A 19,124-nucleotide genomic window follows, 5' to 3' on the forward strand; every position below is an offset into this window, starting at 1 on the left:
TTCTTCTTTTGTGCTTAAAGGATCGCTTGCGCAAGATTACTGCCAACTGCTCTGTTTGCGGCTTCTTCTCTCAGGATACATGCCCTTTCCAGGCTTGTCTATGTTGTACTCCACTGGATTTTTTCGGATTGGCGGCTGGTCTGCATAACGAAAGCGCCCACCCAGGCCGCTATAGTATAGAACGCTCAGGGCGGCGCTTTCGCTACGAGGCTGATGGAGCATCTTGCTATGCAGTCACCTGAACACGCTCCTGGCGTTTGCTCTCGACGATTTTCAAGTCTTTGCGCACGAAGTTGATGCCCAGCAGGCCAATCAATCCCGCCAGGGCCAGCAGAACGGGCATGGTTATCAGCATGGCGGTAGCGGTATAGATACCGCCCGGGTCTTGTGTACTCAAGTTGCCACCACTCTGATTCAAGAGATCGAGGACAGGGTGGCCGCTCAATTTGTTGATCAGCAAACCAATCTGGAAGGATGATGTTGCATCACCAAGCAGGTGCGCGATAAGCAGGGAGATGGCAACCGACATCGCCCGCAGCTCTGGCCGCACCACGTCCTGAGAGAGGGCGCTGAGCGGGCCATTATAGACGTTGAGAAGCATGCCGGTCAGGAAAAAGAAGGGCAGAAAGACACCCAGACTTGGGCTGATGAGCGCCAGAGCTATGAGCGGCGCGCTGACAAAAAATCCCAGTGCGCCGACGATGAGGCGTCCGCTGATCCAGCGGCGGTTGCAGAGATCAGCCAGCCATCCACCCAGCAGTGCGCCAAGAATGCCAGCGATGACCAGCACCGCGCCAGAGAGCAGGCCAGCATTGCCTTCTGAGATACCAAAGCGAAGCTGTAAGTAAATGGGGAGCCAGTTGGCGGCTGAGCCAAGCACCCAGAAGGCCAGAATCTGGACAGTGATGGTGATAACAATCGTGCGGATGCTGAGCAGTTCCTTGAAGGCGCGGCCCAGGGGGACCGCGTGGCTGCTCGCTGTCTGCGCCTGCTGTTCGTGCGGTTCGCCCGCTACCCAGCCATCGGCCTGGCCGCGCCGAGGCTCGCGCAGCCGGTACGCCAGGTAGGTGAAGAACAGGCCAGGGATGCCGGCCACGAAGAAGGCAAAGCGCCAGGCGCTGATGCCCCCGATAGTGCCGATGTCGGCGATCTCACCGCCGATAGCGAATCCCAGGGCCAGGCCAATCAGAGAGCCAGCCGTCCAGCGGCTCAAGATTTGTGCGCGTCTCTTACTGGGAAAATAGTCACTGAGCAGGGAAGTTCCCGCCGGATAATAGCCCGCTTCGCCTACGCCTACGGCGGCGCGTCCTATGAAGAGGGTAGGGATATTGACGGCAAAGCCAGAGATGAATGTGGCGATGCTCCAGAGGCCAACCCCAAGCGAGATGACATTCTTGCGAATGCCCCGGTCAGCCCAATAGCCCAGGGGCAGCGCGCAGATGGCATAGACGGTGAGGAATGCTGAGGTCAATAGCCCGGCCCCACCAAAGCTGAGGTGAAGGTCAGCAGAGATGGAACTCAAGGCCCCCGGAAGGATGTAGCGATCCAGATAATTGAAGAAGTTGATGGCGAACATGACCCAGAAGACATAGGATGCGTACCGCGCGCTTTTTTGCGCCCGGGAGTCCTGCTGTTTGCCGTCCTCGCTTTCGGCTGGCAGCGGCATATCGCTCATACTCGCTCCTTTTACGTCGGCCTGCTCCCCTGCTCGCATGGCGGGATCGCCTGGCCCGGCGCTGATGATACGCCCATGATAGCATAGGTTCTGTTGAGCGGCAATTGCGCCTACACGCCTGGCTGGCTATTGACGGCACAGTTCTTTTTGCTCATAATGGACCCAATCAAACCCTGCAATGCTTCATGGGGTGAGCAGAGCCTTCAGCGTGTGTGGTTGGGCAAGAGGGGGCGGGCGCGCGAACGTCGCTCACATCAGCTAGCTTTTTGGGAAGGTCAGGTAAGCATGGTTCGTTTTTCGTCCCTATTTGCTCGGAGGGCTGCGCACTGGCGAAGAGTACTGTTGGCGCTGTCGCTTGCCCTGGTGGGCGCGCTGGTCCTCGCGGCGTGCGGCGGTGAAGACGTAAGCCCTCCCAGCCCAGGCGCGTTGATTCAGGCTGCCCAGAAGGCGATCAATAGCGATACCGCCTTTCATTTTAAGATGCGGGTCGATCATCCGGGAACCCCCAGCGTGGGGGCGTTGAGCATTGACGCGGCTGATGGCGATGTCAAGAAGCCCGATCAGATTAAAGGGACGGCGACGGTATCCATGGGCGGGCCGGACATTGCTGTGCAGTTTATCGGTATTGGCGATCAGGAGTGGGTGCTGACACCTCTCAGTCCAGATTGGGTCTCGGCAGATGAATATGGCATAGACCTGGGCAAAGTGCTGGACCCTGATGTCGGGATCAGCGCGGTGCTGGGCGCGATGCAGAACCCAAAGAATATCGGCGATGATACCGTATCTGGAGGAGGGGATTGCTGGTTGGTGCAGGGAACGGTACCCTCTGGCGCGCTGGCCGCGGTTGTTGGCGGCGATCCCGACGGGACGACCCCCATTGATACGACGGTGTGCATTGCGAAAAATCTGGACGGCAAGGGCCTGCGTCAGCCTTACGAGATTATCATCAAGGGCGTGGCCGCTGAGGGCGATACGGCTCAGACGACGCGCACATTTACCCTCTCGAAGTTTAACGAGAGCATCACTATTGAGCCGCCTCCGCAACAGTAAGGGGCAATCATGGGTGAGAGAACAGAGCCAGGCCAGAAGGACGGCGAGCCAGCGCAACCCGCAGGCACTCCGGGCGGGAGAGTAGGGCGTTCGGCGGCCACGCTGGCGCTGGTTATTGCCTGCATGGCGGTCTTTGTGACGGCCCTCGATCAGACGGTGGTTGTCACCGCGCTCCAGCCGATCATGAAAGACCTGCAAATCCCTTCAGAACATCTTGACCAGGCGGCCTGGATTATTAGCGGCTATCTGCTGGGCTATGTGATTGTGATGCCGCTGATGGGGCGAGTGTCGGATATGTACGGGCGGCGGCGCATCTTTATGTTGTGTCTTGCCATCTTTGGTCTGGCCTCGCTGGCCTGCGCTCTGGCAAATCCAGCGATCCTCGAAAGTTTTGGGGTGTCGCTCTCGTTTCAGCACAAGTTTGCCAATGCGCAAGATCAGTTTGCGCTCTGGCTCAAGCCGCTGGGGCTGAACTCCTGCGCCGCCGATAATGCCAGCTCGCAGTGTGTGCAATCGGGGCTGGTCTGGCTGGTCCCCGCGCGCTTCATTCAGGCGATTGGTGGCGGCGCGGTGGTGCCAGTGGCGATGGCCCTGGCCGGTGATTATTTTGGTATCCGGCGGCGCGGCCTGATGCTGGGCATCATCGGCGCGGTCACAGAGGCGGGCGGCGCGTTGGGGCCGCTGTATGGCGCTGGCATCATTCAACTCTTCAATGGGTGGGCCTGGATTTTTCTGCTGAACGTGCCGCTGGTTTTCATCTTGATGGTGGCTGGCTGGTTTCTGGTACCCAGAGGCGGGCATGCTCGTGCGCGTGTGGATTGGCTGGGGGCGCTTTTGCTGGGGGCGTCGCTGGCCTGTTTGAGCCTGGGGCTTTCGCAGAACGCGGGGCAAACGGGTTTTTCGCTGACAGCCACCGCCGAAAATAATCCCCTGCTGGTTGGGTCGGCGCTGCTCCTGCTGGTGTTGTTTGTGGCGCGCGAGATTTTTTCGCGCTCGGCAATGATCGAGGTGCGGCTTTTCAGGCAGCGCGCCTTCAGCGCATCCATTATAAGCAGCCTGCTGGTTGGCGCGGTCTTGATTGTGGCGCTGGTTGATATTCCCATCTTTTATCTGACGGTGGTGAATGGCACGATCCTCCAGACGGGACTCTCGCTGCTCTGCATGACGGTTTGGATTCCGCTGAGCGCGGTGGTTGGCGGCTGGCTCTGCCACCGTATCGGGTGTCATCTGACAGGGGCGCTGGCGCTCCTCCTGATCGCGGTCGGATTCTTCTTGATGCGCTTCTGGCCGGTCAACCTGGGCTGGCCGCAGTTAATAGGCGATACCTTGGTGATGGGGGTGGGCTTTGGGCTGGTGGTTGCCCCATTGGGTACCTCCACGCTGAACGCGGCGGGCGCAGCGCGCGGCGGCATGGCCTCGGCGGTTGTGACCTCGGCGCGGATGATTGGCATGATTCTGGGCCTGGCGGCGCTCACCTCCTATGGCCTGGCGCGGTTTCGGCAGTTGAGCGCGGGCTATACCCTCCAGCAGTTGAATCAGCCCGGGGCGTTCAGCGATTTGCTCCGTGAGCTCTATTCAGAAATATTTACGGCTGCCGCGATCCTCTGCCTGGTGGCGCTGCTCCCGGCTGCGCTGCTCTGGCGGGAGGCGGATCAGGAGCGTCTGGCTGCCGCTGCGCCTCGCGGGGAGCTTGCCGCGACGGAGCGTGATGCTGAGCAGCGTGGTGAGGCTGCGCTGCTTTTGGATGCGCGCCCGCGCGAGGACATACCTGGAAACCATGACTGACGGTTCCTGGCGCTTTTGGAGTTGTTGTAGCTGTTTTTGTAGGGAGGCGTCGTATGCTGCTTACCAAGTCGGAGAGGGTTGAATACCATGCAACCGTTCGTGAAATGGCGGTGGATGATCGCCCACGCGAACGCCTGCAATATTACGGCCCGGAGGCCCTTCAGACGGCTGAATTATTGGCGATTATTTTGCGTACCGGAACGACCAAAGATAATGTAATTGAACTCGCCACCAAGCTGCTCCAGAAGTATGGCGGCCTGGCAGGGCTGATGCGCGTTGATTTTGGGGAACTCTGTCGTGAGTATGGGTTGGGGGCGGCCAAAGCGTCGCAGATCAAGGCGGCCCTGGAACTTGGTCGTCGGCTGGCGGCCCTCCAACCAGAGGAACGCGCGCAAGTGCGCTCTCCAGGCGATGCCGCCAAACTGGTGATGCTGGATATGGCTTTTTTGCAGCAAGAGCATCTGCGTGTCATCTTACTCGATACGAAGAATCATGTTATCCATATCGAGCGGGTCTATCAAGGCAGCGTGAATATGTCGGTGGTGCGCACAGCGGAGGTCTTTCGGGCGGCGGTGTCGCGTAACTCACCCTCGGTCATTATCGTGCATAACCATCCCAGCGGCGATCCGACCCCATCCGCTGAAGATGTGCGCACCACTGAGCAGCTAGTTCAGGCAGGCAAGCATCTTGATATTGAGGTGCTCGATCATCTGGTGATCGGCCATCAACGCTTTGTCAGTATGAAAGAGCGCAAGCTTGGATTTTCCTGACTTGACAGCGTATTTGCGCTATGATACGCTAGGCCGCAATGGTGTGTGGATAGGTACACCAGAGCTGTCCTATGCCCCTCTCATCCATTCATGGGGTGTTCTTCGTAGCGTTTGTTTGTTCCCACACACCTGTCTAACATTCTGAAAAAGAACGTGCGCCCTGGCGTTGGCAATATGACAGCACCGACGGACATCCTGGTATCGCGGCTCCGTTTTGGAAAAGCTATTTTCGCGTGCTTTTACCGGGCCGCGCGGCAAAGGAGATATGGTTCGATTGCGAGGCAGGTGTGCGGCGGGCGAAGCAGAAAAGCCCCATTAGCTGGCAAGCAGCAGCTTTCTCTTAGGATGGGCAGCCCCCGAAGCGCGGGGAGGGCCGAGTGGATAGGGAGAGGAGGCTGCGTTTTTGGCTAAACAACGTGGCGCCGGGCGAGATCAGATTGGCAGGCTGATGAGACAACCAGAACCAGAACTTTCACATGCGCTCAATAAGCAAAGCCAGCGCTGGCAGCCCACGTTGCCAGAACAGCGGCTGGCCGAGGTTCTCAGGCGCATCCACGCGACACCTGTTTCTTTAGCGCCTGGACAAAGTAGCCCGCTTGCCTCTACTCTGCAAACCATATGCCAGGCGGTGAAGAGCGCCTGTGCAGTCGATCAGGTGCAACTCTGGCTGGTTGATGACTACAGCGGGCAAGGGCCGCGTGCGCGCCGATTGAAGCGTTGGGCCTGGTCGGGGAGGCGCTCTGACCCCGCTGCGCCAGCCCTGGTCGATCCGGGGAATGACTCGGTAATCTCTCATCTGCTGTGGGCAGGACATGGGAGTTCCCAGCATATTCTGAACAAAGAGGCTCCAGGCACACTGGTTTCTGCGCTCTTTACGGGGGCCGCAGGAGTGCTGCTGGTTCCGCTGGCGATAGATGAGCGCCCGCTGGGGATGTTGGCGCTGCTCAATGAGCGTGCAGCGGAGGACTTTCCTGCTGATACCGCCGCGTTGGCAGAACTTCTGGCCGGGCATGTGGCGCTGGCGGTGCAGAACGCGCAGCTTTTCGCAGCGGCGCGGGAGCGTGCCGTTACCTATGAGCGCGGACTCGGCGTGGTAGCGCATACCGCAGAAACCATCACCTCGACATTACATTTGAGCGAGGTCTCAGAACAGATTGTTTCCGTCATTTGTTCGTTCCTTGGAGCGCAAGCGTCCTGGTTAATGGTCTATGATGAAGAGGCCGATCTGCTGCGCATAGAGGCGATTTGTGGGTGGGATGCGGTGCGCGATGTCGAGATCGTTCCTGGGAAGAGCGTTGCTGGTGAGGTGCTGTTCACCGGACGCCCGACGTTTGTGCCGGATGTCCAGGCTGATCCACGTTTCGCCGTGAAGCGCGAGGCTGCTGAGGCGGGGATTATTGCGATGCTTGGATTGCCATTGATGGCGAATGGGCGGGTTGTGGGGGTGCTTGGTGTCAACCCGGCTCCTGGGCCAGATGGCATCGCGCGCAATCCGCTGGAAGGGCCAGACGGCGATTGGTTGCGCCTCTTTGCGGGGCAGGCTGGCGCGGCTGTTCAGAACGCCCGACTTTATGAGAGCCTGCAAGCTGAGCATGCGCTTGCCGAGCGTATGGCCCATGCCTCGCAGCGGCACGCTGGTGAGATGGAGACGATCTTTGAGAGCATGGCGGAAGGGGTTGCTGTCTTCGATACCAATGGGCAACTGGTCCGCCTCAATCGAGCAGGGGCGTCGCTGGCGGGGGTTTCAACCTCAAAGCTGCTCACGCTCTCAGCAACCGCGCTGGGGACAGGTATTTCGGAAAAGGTGGCAAGCAAGGAGTTTGGGCTGGTACGCCATCCCTTGATCTTGCGGGCGCTTGCGGGCGAGGTGATAAACGGCGAGGAGCTGACAATGACGCGAGCCGATGGCGTTCAGGTGGCGCTTCAGGTCAGCGTGGCGCCACTTTACGATAGGCAGGAGCAGGTAGCTGGTGCTGTGGCGATCATGGAGGATGTGACCGAGCGGCAGGAGTATCAACGCAGGCAGCTTGCTGTTGGCTGGGTGGCGGCGGCGCTCAACCATCCGCTGGACTTGAAAGAAACCCTCGATACGGCTGTAGAGGCGCTTACCGCAGCCCTTGGCGCTGATGATTCGGCGATTATGCTGGCTGATGAGGGCCAGGGCGTACTTCGTATAGCCTCGCAGCGTGGCTATGGGGGATTTAGTAAAATCTTTCCGGTGCTGCCAATTGACGCGCCGTTAAATCCCTCGCTCGCCTTCAGAACGCGCAAGGTGCAGGTGTTTGATACCAGTGTGGGCGATGCCCTTGGTGGATCGCATCCGCTGTATGAGGCGCTGAAACAAGACGGGCTTCAGGCAAGCCTGTCAGCGCCGCTTCTGGCGCAAGATCAGGCGCTGGGTGTGCTGGTCTATTCCTATACCAAGCCGCACCATTTTTCAGCAAACGAGCAGCAGGTGGCGCGCGCGATTGCCGATCAAATCGCGCTGGCGGTGGTGAACGCGCGGCTGTATGAAGAGGTAGCCGATTATGCCGCCTGGGAAGAGAACGAGCGCCGAACTCTCCAGACCATCATTGACGCGCTGCCTGCCGGAATCATTTTGCGTGATGAGCATGGAAAGCTGTTTATGTACAATGAGGCGGCGCTGAAGTTGGCCTTCAACTATGCCGAGATGCAATCCGCCCGCCAGGCAGGGCAAATGTCCGTTGAGCCAGTGTGGAAAGTCACCAGGCCAGATGGCACGCCAGTAGAGGCGGGCGCTTTCCCGTCTCAATTAGCGGTTCAGACAGGCAAGCCAGTCAGAGAAATGCAGTTTCTGCTGCGCCAGACTGATGGGCGCATGGTACCCGTTCTGACGAATGCAGTGTCGGTGCAGGATACCGATAGCAATTTCACGCTGGGCCTGGCGGTCTTTCAGGACATTACGGCGCTCAAAGAACTGGAGCGGCATAAAGACGAGTTTATCTCGGTTGCCAGCCACGAGTTACGTGGCCCGCTGACGGTGATTCGGGGGCAGGCGCAGTTACTCCAGCGCCAGTTACGACGCCAGGAAAAGCAGGGGGAGCTTCCCCAGGCGCTGCTGCATGTGATGGAATCTATCGAGAGTATCGAGTCCCAGACAGCACGCTTAAATGATCTGGTCAATGATCTGCTGGATGTTTCGCGCATTCAGGCGGGCAAGCTGACACTTCAGCGCGGGACGGCGCTTCTCGCGCCGTTGGTTACGAAGGCGGTGCAGCACTGGAAACCGGCGTCTGATCGCCACACGCTCAGCCTGGAGATGAATATTCCCACCGAGGAGGTGGTGGGACATTGGGATGCCCGGCGGGTGGAACAGATTCTGAATAACCTGATCGCTAACGCGCTGAAATATAGCCCGGAGGGGGGCGAGGTGAACGTTTGCGTGGAGGTTGAGGACGAGAGGAAGCAAGTGCTGATTAGCGTGCGTGACGAGGGGGTGGGCATCCCGCCAGAGGCGCTGCCCCATCTGTTCGAGCGTTTTTATCGGGCAGGGAATGTAAGCAGCATCGGCGGAACAGGTCTGGGTTTGTATATCAGCCAGCGGCTTGCTGTGGCGCATGGCGGTGATCTCTGGGCGGAGTCGCCTGGTCTGGCGAAGGGCAGCGTCTTCTACCTCCGGCTGCCCCTCGAATAGCGCCATGAAACAGGAGGAGCGCGAGGGGAGTGCCAGCGTTGCCTCGGATGCGCCCGCTTGGGGGCGCGCGCGAGACGGTAGCCAGCGGCAAAACGCTCTCATTGGCCTGGCGCTGGTCCTCACGTCGGCGGCAGGCTATGGCTCGCAGGCGATCTTTGCCCGGCTGGCCTACGCGGCAGGCGCGAATGTTTCTACGGTGCTGCTGCTGCGCTTTATCCTGGCGATTGCGGTGTTGTGGCCGGTGCTGCTGCTGGGTGGGCGTGGCAAACACGCCTGGGCCGCCATCAGGCGGCCAAAGCGCCTGCTTTCGCTGCTGGCGCTGGGCATCCTCTTTTCGGGCAATTCCATTGCCTTCTTTACGGCGCTAACCTATCTGCATACAGCGGTGGTGGAACTGCTGCTGTACCTCTATCCAGGGGTGGTGCTGGCGCTGTCGGCGATCTTTTTGCGCGAGCGCCTGGGGCTGTTGAAGGTAGCCGCCTTATTGTTTGCTGTAGGCGGCTCGGCCCTGACGGTTGGGCCATTGGGCGCAGTGGCGCTGCCAGGCGTCACTGGAGGGAAGGTCGCGCTGGGGTTGGCGTTGGGGATGAGTGCCGCCCTGGTGTATGCGGTCTATATTTTGATCGGCAATCGGCTGACGGCAGGGACTCCGGCAGATGTGACCGCCGCCGTGAGTATGACTGGAACAACGCTGGTTTTCGCGCTTGGGGCACTGGTGGGAGATGGCGCGACGCTGCATCTCTCTCTCAACGCCTGGGCGGCCATCGGCGGGGTGGCTTTATTTTCTACGGTCATTGCCAGCACCTTCTTTCTTGCCGGATTGGAACGGCTGGGGCCAAGCCGCGCGGCCATTCTGGCAACGGTTGAGCCGGTCGTGACGCTGATCCTGGCAACACTGATACTCAATGACCCGCCGCTCTGGTTTCAGGTGGTTGGCGCCGCGCTGATTGTGGTAGCCGTCGTGCTGGCTCAATTTGCCCCACGCGCACAGACGCGCCTGGCAGAAAAATAGGTAACGCTTTGCCCAAAACGCCGCCAGAGACGGCGAAATTACAGACAGGCGTCCGTTTCGCCTTGGCTATTTGTTGGGATACATGACGCTCTGCCAGAGGCCAAAAGCGGTGCGGAACATGGCCCAGATGATAAAGAAGGCCAGCCCCATCTCGATCACGGTCATGGTGATCCAGAGCCAGAGCAGAGCATGTTCGGTAGTATTGCCTGGGTTTGCCCCGCGTATGAGCAAGGGGATGAGCAAGACCAGCGGCACCACGACAATAGAGATGCCCAGCGCCAACACAACGATCATCGTAAACGCGCGCCAGGTCTTATCAATCAGCGGCTTCAGCCGCCCCTTGTTATGCAGTGTGCTCATGTGAGATGGGCCTTTCCTGAGCGTGCTGGCGCTGCTGTCGAGACAGGCGCCGCTGCTCTAAAGTATAGCGAAGAGAGACGTGTGCTGGCAAGGCTCAGGGCGCTTTAGAAAAGTTCGAGATACCGATCCAGCTCCCAGGCGTGGACTTGCTTGCGGTATTCCATCCATTCGATGGTCTTGGCTTCCAGAAAGCGATCGGCGATATGTTCGCCCAGCGCCTCGCGGACAATCGGATCGCGTTTGAGGTCTTCGAGGGCTTCGCCGAGCGTTTCCGGCAGCAAGGCGACGTGGCGGCGCAGGCGGGCCGTTTCATCGAGCATATACAGGCTTTCCTCGACAGGCGCGGGCAAGGGCAACTGGTTCGCAACGCCATCCAGCCCGGCTTCGAGCATCACCGCCAGCGCCAGGTAGGGATTGCAGCTTGGGTCCGGGGATCGCAGTTCGATGCGGGTATTCCTGGTCTGGTTCGGGTTCACTCGCGGCACGCGCAGCAGCGCCTCGCGGTTGACCCGGCCCCAGCTAATCATGACGGGCGCTTCATAGCCCGGCGCCAGGCGCTTATAGGAGTTGACCAGCGGGTCCAGAATGGCGCTCATGCCGCGCGCGTGGGCTAGCTGACCCGCCAGGAAATGGCGCGCCAGGGGCGACAGGCCGTATTCGTGATCGGCTGGGTCGGCAAAGGCGTTGGAGCCATCTTCCAGGCGTAAAAGCTGCTGATGGATGTGCATACCAGAGCCGTTGATGCCGTAGAACGGCTTGGGCAGGAAGGTGGCATAGAGGTCGTGCTGCTGGGCAATAGCCTTGAGCGTATAGCGAGCGGTCATAATGGCGTCAGCGCCGGTCATGGCGTCGGCTGGCTCGAAATCCAGTTCGTGCTGTCCGGCGGCGACTTCGTGGTGGCTGCTCTCGATGCGCGGCCCCATAGCCTGGAGCGCCTGGACCATCTCCCGACGGACCGCCGCCGCGAGATCAGTCGAAAGGTCAAAGTAGCTGCCCTGATCGTGAGGGAGCGGGGCAGGCTTGCCTTCGGCCCGCTGAAGCAGAAAGAACTCCAGTTCAGGCGAGACGATATAGTGAAACCCCTGCTGCTCGGCTTTGTGGAGCGCGCGCCGCAGGACGGCGCGAGGGTCGCCCTGATAGCGTTCGCCCGCCGGGGTCAGCACGTCGCAAATGATGCGCGCGGTGACATCGTTGGGCGCGCTCCAGGGAATGATGGCAAAGGTCGAAAGGTCGGGCCGCAGGTACATATCGCTTTCGGCGATGCGCGCAAAGGCTTCAATCGCCGAGCCATCGAACCACTTGCCATGTGCCAGGCAATCAGGAAATTGATCAACCGGAATGGTGACGCTCTTGACGATGCCCACAACATCGGTGAACTCCAGGTTTACAAAGCGCACACTGCGCCGTTCGGCCTCGCTTACCAGGCGCTGTACGTCTTCTTGCGGGGGTTGATTATATGATTGTTCAGGAGATCGGCTCATCTTTTTTCTCTAGCTTGCATCTACGTAGATGCGGTGATAGCCAGTAGCGCCATTGGGATAGGGGGCGGCAAGCACTGGCTGTTGATAATATCCTTGCAGGTCAATCATGCGCGCGACGATGGCATACGTCTCCTTGCTGGTAGGCTGCCAGGGCAATTCCCAGAGTGTCCAGGTAACGGCTCCCAGCGGCTTTTTCAAGGCGGCGCGCCGCCAGGTGCGCCCGTTATCGGTGCTGACATCAACAGCACTCACGCCTTTAGCGCCTGCAAACGCGACGCCAGCGATGGTGGTCTGCTGGTTCACCGGCAGCGAAGCGTTATTGAACGGTACGTCAATGCGCGCGCCCAGGTTGATGACGGCATCGTCGTTCCAGCCTTCCTGCTGCCAGTAGCCTAGAAAATTATAATTGACGACTTCAATCTGGGTAATCCATTTGCAATGCTTCATTCCATAGATGCCAGGGACGATCATCCGCGCAGGAAAGCCATGCGCCTGTGTCAGAGGTTGATCGTTCATCAGATAGACCAGCAGGGTCATGGGGTCCAGTGCTTTGCTGAGATGGATGCTATCGGTGTAGCTGTCGGCGGCGTGAAAGACCACTTTGGTAGCGCCTGCTTTGACGCCCGCGCGCTCCAACAAATCTTGCAGCGGCACACCTTTCCATCGGGCGCTGCTCAGCAGATTGCCGCCCACGACGTTGCTGATACACTCCAGAGTGGTGATCTGCTCAACCGCCGGAAGGTTCATCACATCCTGGTACGAGAGCGTAAAGGGATGCTCGACGCCTTCGCCGTTGACAGTCAGACGCCAGGAACCGGCATCCAGGCTGGGGTCAGTATAGACATTTTTGGAGACATAGTAAAAGTCATTAACGCTGGTCAATTCGGGAGTCTCGCCGTTGACGGTCTGCCACGCGCCATAGGCTGGCGTGGGCGCGGGGGTGATACGCTCTGGCGGAGGGGGGCCGTCCAGGGAGTTTGCGCCTGCCGCGCTGCCGTTGCCGATGCCCTCTGTGATGAACTTCCAGGCCAGCGAACCCACGCCCAGGATGACCAGGCCAATAGAAACCCGCTTGAGGAAGAGGCGGCGGCTGGGCGAAAACGCGCGCTGGAGCTTTGGCGAGCCGATCAGTTTTGGGGCCAGCCAGCGCAGGCCGCGCTGACTCAGAGGGAGACCGACGCCAAAGGCTGCCGCTGGGACCAGCAAAGCAACCATAACCACCAATGTCCCTACCGGCAGGTTTGCGCCAAAGAGGCCCGCGCCCATGAAGGGCAGCGCCAGCGCGCCGCTGAGCAGCCAGGCGCAGGCGGCCAGCGGCGCGCTGAACCACCAGCCAACTGGCGCCTGTATGGCGGGCGCTGCGTCGGTCAAGGCGCGCCGCCGGATGACCAGGCCCCGCATAGCGAACCCAAGAGCAGTGAGCAGCGCCAGGCCAGCTATCTGAGCAAGTGAAATGCCGGTAAAGTAGAGATATTTGGCGGCGTGCCCAAAAACGCCTAGTAGAAACTCGAAGAGGGGGCCAGGGATGAAGCGTGTACCCTGGTCTCCCAGCAACTCAACGGGTGAAGGCAGGCCGGTGATGGTTCGCGCCAGTATCTCGATACCCACAGCCAGCGCACCTGCCACAGCGCCAGCCAGCGCGCCCTCGGAAGCGCGCCCCCAGGTACGGCGAGCGGTTTTTTCCACGCTCATATGCGATTCCCTTTTTGTCGGTTCAATCCGTGTGCCTGGCTTCCCTTTGGGGGCGCGGCGCTAGCCTTTGATACCCAGGTTTTCCGTCAGTTGTTCGCGCGAACAAGGGCCAATGGCGGTGACAACAAGCGGATCAGTGAGGGGAAACCGCTTGAGCAGCCCCACGATTTGCTCGCGGGTCACAGCATCAATCGCTTCGCGCACCTCCTGAATGGTCTTTAAGCGATGCTCGAACCACCAGGAATGGGCGATAGCCCCCATGCGGGCGCTGGAGGTTTCAGCGTGCATGACCAGTTCGCTTTTAAGCTGCACCTTGGCCCGGCGCAGTTCATCATCGGTGACGCCTTCCGCTTCCAGCTTGCGCATTTCTTCAATCATTACCCGCATCGTCTCGTGCGCTTTTTCGGGGGTGGTCCCCGCGTACAGATGAAAACGCCCGGTGACGCTGCTGGCTCCGAAACGCGAGGAAACAGCATAGACCAGGCCACGCTTCTCGCGTACTTCGGCAAAGAGGCGCGAAGTCATGCCCCCACCAAATATTTCGCTGGTAAGTTGCGCGGCGTAGTAGTCGGGGTCGCCAAAGGTGACGTTGGGGGCAGCCAGGCCAATATGCTCTTGCTGCCCATCATAGTGCTGGATGACGACGCGGGAGCCGAGTTTGGGGCGTTCGGAGGCAACCGGCTCGCCCTTGCCCAACCACCCGCCAAAAAGGGTATCCAGACGCTGAATCAGATGGTCCCAGTCGAAATTTCCCGCGATGGCAAAGAGCGCGTTGCCCGGACGATAGAGGCGACTCCAGAACGCGCGCAAGTCTTCTGGCGTCAGCGCCTCCATGCTTTCGCGTGTGCCGATCATGCGGTGGCCCAGGTTGGAGCCAAGATAAAATTGCTCCAACAAGAGATCGGAGAGGCGCGACATTGGCTCATCTTCGCGGCGGCGGATGGTTTGCAGCGCGACCTGGCGCATCTGCTCAAATTCATCCGTTGGAAAGGTTGGCTCCAGCAGCAGATCGGCGATGAGATCGAGCGCCGGGTCTAATTGACGGGCTACAAGCTGGCACCAGAAGGTGCTGGTTTCAGTGCTGGCGCTGCCGCCTTTCCGCGCGCCCAGAGTCTCGAAGGCTTCGGTAAGCTGGCGCACCGTGCGCGATTTCGTGCCTTGAAACATCATGGATTCCATCAGGTGCGCCAGGCCGTACCGCTCCGTCGGCTCATCCTTTGTTCCTGCGCCGAACTGGACGCCAAAGGTGATGGAGCTGAGGCTGGGCATGCGCTGGCCGACAACCTGCAATCCACTGGGGAAGGCATGATAAAAATAATTATGCGGGGCGCTGGCTCCCGACATTCCGACTGCTGGCGCCTCAGTGCTCATGAAGGATTGGTCCTTTCTCGAAGGGATACGCGGCAAAGAACGCCTGACAATTGCGGCGTATGCCACTTATTATAGCATAGGCAGAGACCCGGCAAGCTGTCGCTGCTGGAAGCCTGCCGGGTCGAGGAGTGTGTTGTTGGGCGCTGGTCTAGTTGCGAGCTTCGCCGGTTGGCAGATTGTCGCTCAGGCCATCAGCCTCAACGACATTCGAGCCATTGGAGTGCGGAGCAGCGATGGAAGGCGCGCCATACTGCCCGGCAGGGATCTCGGCGGTGAAGAGAACCTCGAAAGCCACGCCTTCCAGGGTCTCCTCACGAATCAGCTTTTCGCTAATCATCACCAACCGATCTTTATGCTCGGTCAGGACTTTGTGCGCTTTGGCAAAGGCGCCCATGATGATGTCGCGGATCTCTTCGTCGATCTCGCGGGCGGTTTGCTCGCTGTAGTTCTTCTGCTCGCCGATCTCGCGGCCCAGGAAGACCATCTCTTCCTTGTGGCCCAGCGCAATAGGGCCAATTTTGCTGCTCATGCCGTACTCAGTGACCATCTTGCGGGCGATGCCGGTGGCGCGCTCGATGTCGTTGGAGGCGCCTGTAGTCACTTCGCCGAAGATGACCAGTTCGGCGACATGGCCGCCGAGGGCGAAGGCCAGGAAATCCTCGAACTGTGGCTTGCTGTTCAGGTAGCGGTCCTCCATCGGCAGCAGGCGGGTGTAGCCGCCCATCGAGCCGCGCGCCACAATCGAAACCTTATGCACAGGGTCGCAATTGGGCAACGCCCGCGCTACCAGCGCGTGGCCGACTTCGTGATAGGCGGTGATGGCTTTTTCGCGCTCGCTGATGATGCGGCTCTTGCGCTCCGGCCCGGCGATGACGCGATCAATGGCCTCTTCCAGCTCACTCATACCGATAGTGCGTTTGCTGCGCCGGGCGGAAAGAATTGCCGCCTCGTTCAGCAGATTCTGGAGGTCCGCGCCGGAAAATCCTGGTGTTTGTTTGGCAAGCGTCTCAAGCTGCACACTGCGATCCAACGGCTTGCCCTTGGCATGGACGTGCAGGATTGCCAGGCGCCCCTTGATGTCGGGCCGGTCCAATACGACCTGCCGATCAAAGCGGCCAGGGCGCAGCAGCGCCGGGTCCAGCACGTCCGGGCGGTTGGTGGCGGCAATGACAATGACGTTGGTGTTGGTATCAAAGCCATCCATCTCCACCAGAATCTGGTTGAGGGTTTGCTCGCGCTCATCGTGCGAGCCACCCAGGCCCGCGCCGCGCTGGCGGCCTACCGCGTCGATCTCATCAACGAAGACAATGCAGGGCGAGTTGCGCTTGGCCTGATCGAAGAGGTCGCGCACGCGGGAAGCGCCCACGCCGACAAACATCTCGACAAACTCGGAGCCGCTGATGCTGAAGAAGGGGACACCTGCCTCGCCCGCCACTGCCCGGCTAATCAAGGTTTTGCCGGTGCCTGGCGGGCCAACCAGCAGCACGCCGCGCGGGATACGCGCGCCAACGGCGGCGAACTTATCGGGGTATTTCAAGAACTCGACGACTTCTTGCAGTTCCTGCTTGGCCTCGTCTACACCGGCCACGTCGGCAAACGTCACGGTAGGCTTGTTGCCCATGAACATGCGGGCGCGGCTCTTGCCAAAGGAGAGTGCCTGGTTATTGCTGCCCTGCGCCTGGCGCATCATGAAGATCAGCACGCCGCCAATGATGAGAAATGGCAGGAACGCGGTCAGGATGTTCAACAGGTAGCTGAAGGTGCTGGGTGGTTCGTATTTGAGGGTGACATCAGGCTTGTCATGGCTGATCCCCTGCCCATCCACATAAGGGGCGTAATGGATGTTGTTATCCTTGAGCACCTGCGTGATGATGAAATTATCGTCAACAGTTGCGTCCTCCTGGACACCGTTGTGTAGCTTTGCAGTGATCTTGTCATTGGCAACGGTGATGACATCATCATAATAGCCCCTGCCAATATCGCTCCGCACGTCAGTGATGATCTTGGAGATGTCGACATCCTGAACGGTTGTATCGGGTTTAAGGATAAGGAACAGTAACAGCAGGACGGCGATGATAACAACGAGCCAGACACTGCTCCTGATCCATTTTCCACTCATCATGCGCTGGGCCTCCAACTCTGAACAGACAGCCGACCTGGCAAGGAGTCCAGATGCGTCTGTGTTGATTATAGCACAACACCAGCAAATGCTCACCCTTTCCAGGGTTACTCTTCGATTATCTGCTCGTCTGGTTCTGGGTGGGAAGTGCGGCTCTCGCGCCGGAACAAAGGGAGCAGAAAGCGCAGCCCAAATCCCTGCCCAAGTAATGTGACCAGGACGACCCCATAGACAATGACGACGAGTGTCTCGCGGTGCGGGGTTGACAGGGGCAGCGCCAGGGCCAGGGCCAGCGAGAGCGCGCCACGCAAGCCCGCGCTGAGCAGCAGCAGCATCCAGTGGCGTGGAATGAGGCCGGGGGCGATATACAGCGCAACCCTTTTTCCTTCGAGTCGCTGCGCCAACAGATTGTAGAGTGGCAGAAACAGATAGATGATCAGGGCGCGACCAACTACCACGCTCAGCACAGCCCAGGCGATGGGAATAATTCTTCCGGTGATGGGATACTGGCCGATCTGCAAGCCCATCAACAAGAAGAGCAGCGAGTTGGCGATATAGGCAGCAAACTCCCAGAAGCCGTCAACAGCTTCCTGAGTTGCCTGGGTCATGCCTGTCTGGCGGCCATAGCTGCCCAGGACCAGCCCGGCGGTAATAACAGCCAGAATACCGGAGACCTGTGCCGCTTCGCCCAGCAGGTAAACGCCATAGGCAACAACGACGGTAACAGTGGTTTCGATCAGATGATCGTTGACGTGGCGCACCAGCCGACTGACGACGTAGCCAACCACCAATCCCAGGCCGATGCCTCCACCAACCAGGCGCAGCAGATTAAGCATAAGCTCTTCGGTGATGGCTGCGCCGCCAGATCCAGTCTGGCTCGCCGCGATTCCGCTTGCTGAGCCGCCGAAGCTGACCAGGCCGACGCCTGCGCCGATGCTGCTTAAGACCACCACCAGCAGGGCTTGTGTGGTTGCCGCTGCCACGCCGTCGTTGAAGAGGCTTTCCCCTTCGACTAAAACGCGCAGGCGTGTGGATAATCCCAACCGGCGCATGAGCGCCAGCACAGCGATGGGATCGGTGGGTGAGATGATGGCGCCCAGCAAGAATGCGGTGGGCCAATCGAGGCCAACGGCGAAATGCAGAATGAGGCCAACAATGGCAATGGAAATGCCTAAACCCGGCCCGGCGAGCAGGAAAATGGGCAGCCAGTTGCGCAAGAGTTCGCGCTGCTCCAGGTTCCAGGCGCCCTCAAAGAGCAGCGGAGGCAGAAAGATCAGCAGCACGAGATCAGGGGTAAGGATGATATCTGGCAAGAGGTGAAAGAACCCGATGCCCAGCCCGACAACGACCAATCCCAGGGTATAGGGGAGCCTGGCCCATCGCGCGGCCAGGGCAACCCCCAGCGAGATGAGCAGCAGCAGGACGATCAGGCGTATCTCTTCTGAGGTGGTCGTCATGAATGAAACATTTCCGCAGGCTAACCTCACTATCGAGTTTGCCTGATCTGTGCAAGAAATATACACGGGGCGGCGGCTTGCTTTGCCGCCTGCAATTCACCAAGCGACCGCTGCGCCGCTGCGCCCTAGTAGCGCGGGCTGGCTCCTGGACTAAGCGCGCCCAGGAGGAAGAGGAGACATATACATCCCAGGCCAGCGATAGAGATGTAGCCCAGCACCAGCCCGGTAATTGCCATACCTCGGCCACCCTGCATGCCACCGCTGGCATTGATCTCCCCCAGGGCCATATGGCCCAGGATGACGGCGGGAATGCCAGTAAGGAACCAGGCGACAAATACCAGGAGTCCCAGGATCATGGCAGCGGTTGCCTTGCCGTTCGTTTGCTGCCCGACGATGACCGGCTGAATGTATACTGGCTGCGCTGGCGGCGCGTAGAGCGGCGGCGGGCTATATTGCCCGTAGGAGTTCTCCGGCCGGTTGTATTGAGGGTAGGAGTTCTCCGGCTGACGATAGGGATCATAGCTTGATGAGGAGCCGTAAGGATCGGGAGGATACGGATTGCTCATGAACATCTCTCCTGAATAAAAGACGGCTAATACTCATATAATAACGTTTTCCAACGGTTTGCGCTTCATGCTCATTGTACGAGACGCGCGGCAGATGCAAGGAATGGGCGCTAATTCTCCGGGATGGCTCT

At 59.6% G+C, this 19,124-nt stretch carries 13 protein-coding genes; 5 read left to right on the forward strand and 8 right to left on the reverse strand.

The annotated features are described in order from the left end of the window. Positions 1-226: 226 nt before the first annotated feature. Positions 227-1,675, reverse strand: a complete 1,449-nt coding sequence (locus VH599_21965; protein HEY7350991.1) for an MFS transporter — start codon at positions 1,673-1,675, stop codon at positions 227-229. Between the two features lie 342 nt (positions 1,676-2,017). Between VH599_21965 and VH599_21970 the strand changes: the two genes are divergently transcribed. The 5 genes from VH599_21970 (at position 2,018) to VH599_21990 (ending at position 9,947) form a co-directional block, all read left to right on the forward strand. Continuing rightward, positions 2,018-2,725 (forward strand): LppX_LprAFG lipoprotein, encoded by a 708-nt coding sequence (locus VH599_21970; protein ID HEY7350992.1) that lies wholly within the window; start codon positions 2,018-2,020, stop codon positions 2,723-2,725. 9 nt (positions 2,726-2,734) lie between these two features. Continuing rightward, entirely contained in the window at positions 2,735-4,510 is a 1,776-nt protein-coding gene (locus tag VH599_21975; protein HEY7350993.1) for an MFS transporter, read from the forward strand. Between the two features lie 53 nt (positions 4,511-4,563). Further along, a complete protein-coding gene (gene radC / locus VH599_21980) occupies positions 4,564-5,280 on the forward strand; it encodes a DNA repair protein RadC (GenBank protein HEY7350994.1) in 717 nt (238 codons plus the stop codon). A gap of 403 nt (positions 5,281-5,683) precedes the next feature. Next, positions 5,684-8,935, forward strand: a complete 3,252-nt coding sequence (locus VH599_21985) for a GAF domain-containing protein (GenBank protein HEY7350995.1) — start codon at positions 5,684-5,686, stop codon at positions 8,933-8,935. A 4-nt stretch (positions 8,936-8,939) separates the two neighbouring features. After that, positions 8,940-9,947, forward strand: coding sequence for a DMT family transporter (locus VH599_21990; protein ID HEY7350996.1), 1,008 nt, complete (start codon positions 8,940-8,942; stop codon positions 9,945-9,947). 66 nt (positions 9,948-10,013) lie between these two features. Here the strand turns inward: VH599_21990 and VH599_21995 are convergent, their stop codons facing one another. The 7 genes from VH599_21995 to VH599_22025 all read right to left on the reverse strand — a co-directional run bounded on the left by VH599_21995 (position 10,014) and on the right by VH599_22025 (position 18,993). Continuing rightward, entirely contained in the window at positions 10,014-10,307 is a 294-nt protein-coding gene (locus VH599_21995) for a hypothetical protein (GenBank protein HEY7350997.1), read from the reverse strand. Between the two features lie 104 nt (positions 10,308-10,411). Then, the gene (glnA, locus tag VH599_22000; GenBank protein HEY7350998.1) at positions 10,412-11,788 is read right to left on the reverse strand and encodes a type I glutamate--ammonia ligase; all 1,377 of its coding nucleotides are present in this window, start codon (positions 11,786-11,788) and stop codon (positions 10,412-10,414) included. A 9-nt stretch (positions 11,789-11,797) separates the two neighbouring features. Beyond that, positions 11,798-13,480 carry a molybdopterin-dependent oxidoreductase gene (locus VH599_22005; protein ID HEY7350999.1) on the reverse strand — a complete coding sequence of 561 codons (1,683 nt, stop codon included), beginning with the start codon at positions 13,478-13,480 and terminating at the stop codon, positions 11,798-11,800. 60 nt (positions 13,481-13,540) lie between these two features. Next, the gene (locus tag VH599_22010; GenBank protein HEY7351000.1) at positions 13,541-14,851 is read right to left on the reverse strand and encodes a pitrilysin family protein; all 1,311 of its coding nucleotides are present in this window, start codon (positions 14,849-14,851) and stop codon (positions 13,541-13,543) included. Positions 14,852-14,999: 148 nt separating this feature from the next. Further along, positions 15,000-16,973, reverse strand: a complete 1,974-nt coding sequence (gene ftsH / locus VH599_22015) for an ATP-dependent zinc metalloprotease FtsH (protein HEY7351001.1) — start codon at positions 16,971-16,973, stop codon at positions 15,000-15,002. Positions 16,974-17,077: 104 nt separating this feature from the next. Beyond that, a complete protein-coding gene (locus tag VH599_22020) occupies positions 17,078-18,427 on the reverse strand; it encodes a sodium:proton antiporter (protein HEY7351002.1) in 1,350 nt (449 codons plus the stop codon). A gap of 125 nt (positions 18,428-18,552) precedes the next feature. After that, positions 18,553-18,993, reverse strand: a complete 441-nt coding sequence (locus tag VH599_22025; GenBank protein ID HEY7351003.1) for a DUF4190 domain-containing protein — start codon at positions 18,991-18,993, stop codon at positions 18,553-18,555. Positions 18,994-19,124 lie beyond the last annotated feature (131 nt).

The sequence above is a fragment of the Ktedonobacterales bacterium genome (genome assembly GCA_036557285.1).
Lineage (GTDB): Bacteria > Chloroflexota > Ktedonobacteria > Ktedonobacterales > DATBGS01 > DATBHW01.

Coding starts and splice junctions, on each gene's coding strand:
- radC (HEY7350994.1), top strand. CDS start 4,564: ATGCTGCTTACCAAGTCGGAGAGGGTTGAATACCATGCAACCGTTCGT.
- VH599_21995 (HEY7350997.1), bottom strand. CDS start 10,307: ATGAGCACACTGCATAACAAGGGGCGGCTGAAGCCGCTGATTGATAAG.
- VH599_22020 (HEY7351002.1), bottom strand. CDS start 18,427: ATGACGACCACCTCAGAAGAGATACGCCTGATCGTCCTGCTGCTGCTC.
- VH599_21965 (HEY7350991.1), bottom strand. CDS start 1,675: ATGAGCGATATGCCGCTGCCAGCCGAAAGCGAGGACGGCAAACAGCAG.
- VH599_22005 (HEY7350999.1), bottom strand. CDS start 13,480: ATGAGCGTGGAAAAAACCGCTCGCCGTACCTGGGGGCGCGCTTCCGAG.
- glnA (HEY7350998.1), bottom strand. CDS start 11,788: ATGAGCCGATCTCCTGAACAATCATATAATCAACCCCCGCAAGAAGAC.
- VH599_21990 (HEY7350996.1), top strand. CDS start 8,940: ATGAAACAGGAGGAGCGCGAGGGGAGTGCCAGCGTTGCCTCGGATGCG.
- ftsH (HEY7351001.1), bottom strand. CDS start 16,973: ATGATGAGTGGAAAATGGATCAGGAGCAGTGTCTGGCTCGTTGTTATC.
- VH599_22010 (HEY7351000.1), bottom strand. CDS start 14,851: ATGAGCACTGAGGCGCCAGCAGTCGGAATGTCGGGAGCCAGCGCCCCG.
- VH599_21975 (HEY7350993.1), top strand. CDS start 2,735: ATGGGTGAGAGAACAGAGCCAGGCCAGAAGGACGGCGAGCCAGCGCAA.
- VH599_22025 (HEY7351003.1), bottom strand. CDS start 18,993: ATGAGCAATCCGTATCCTCCCGATCCTTACGGCTCCTCATCAAGCTAT.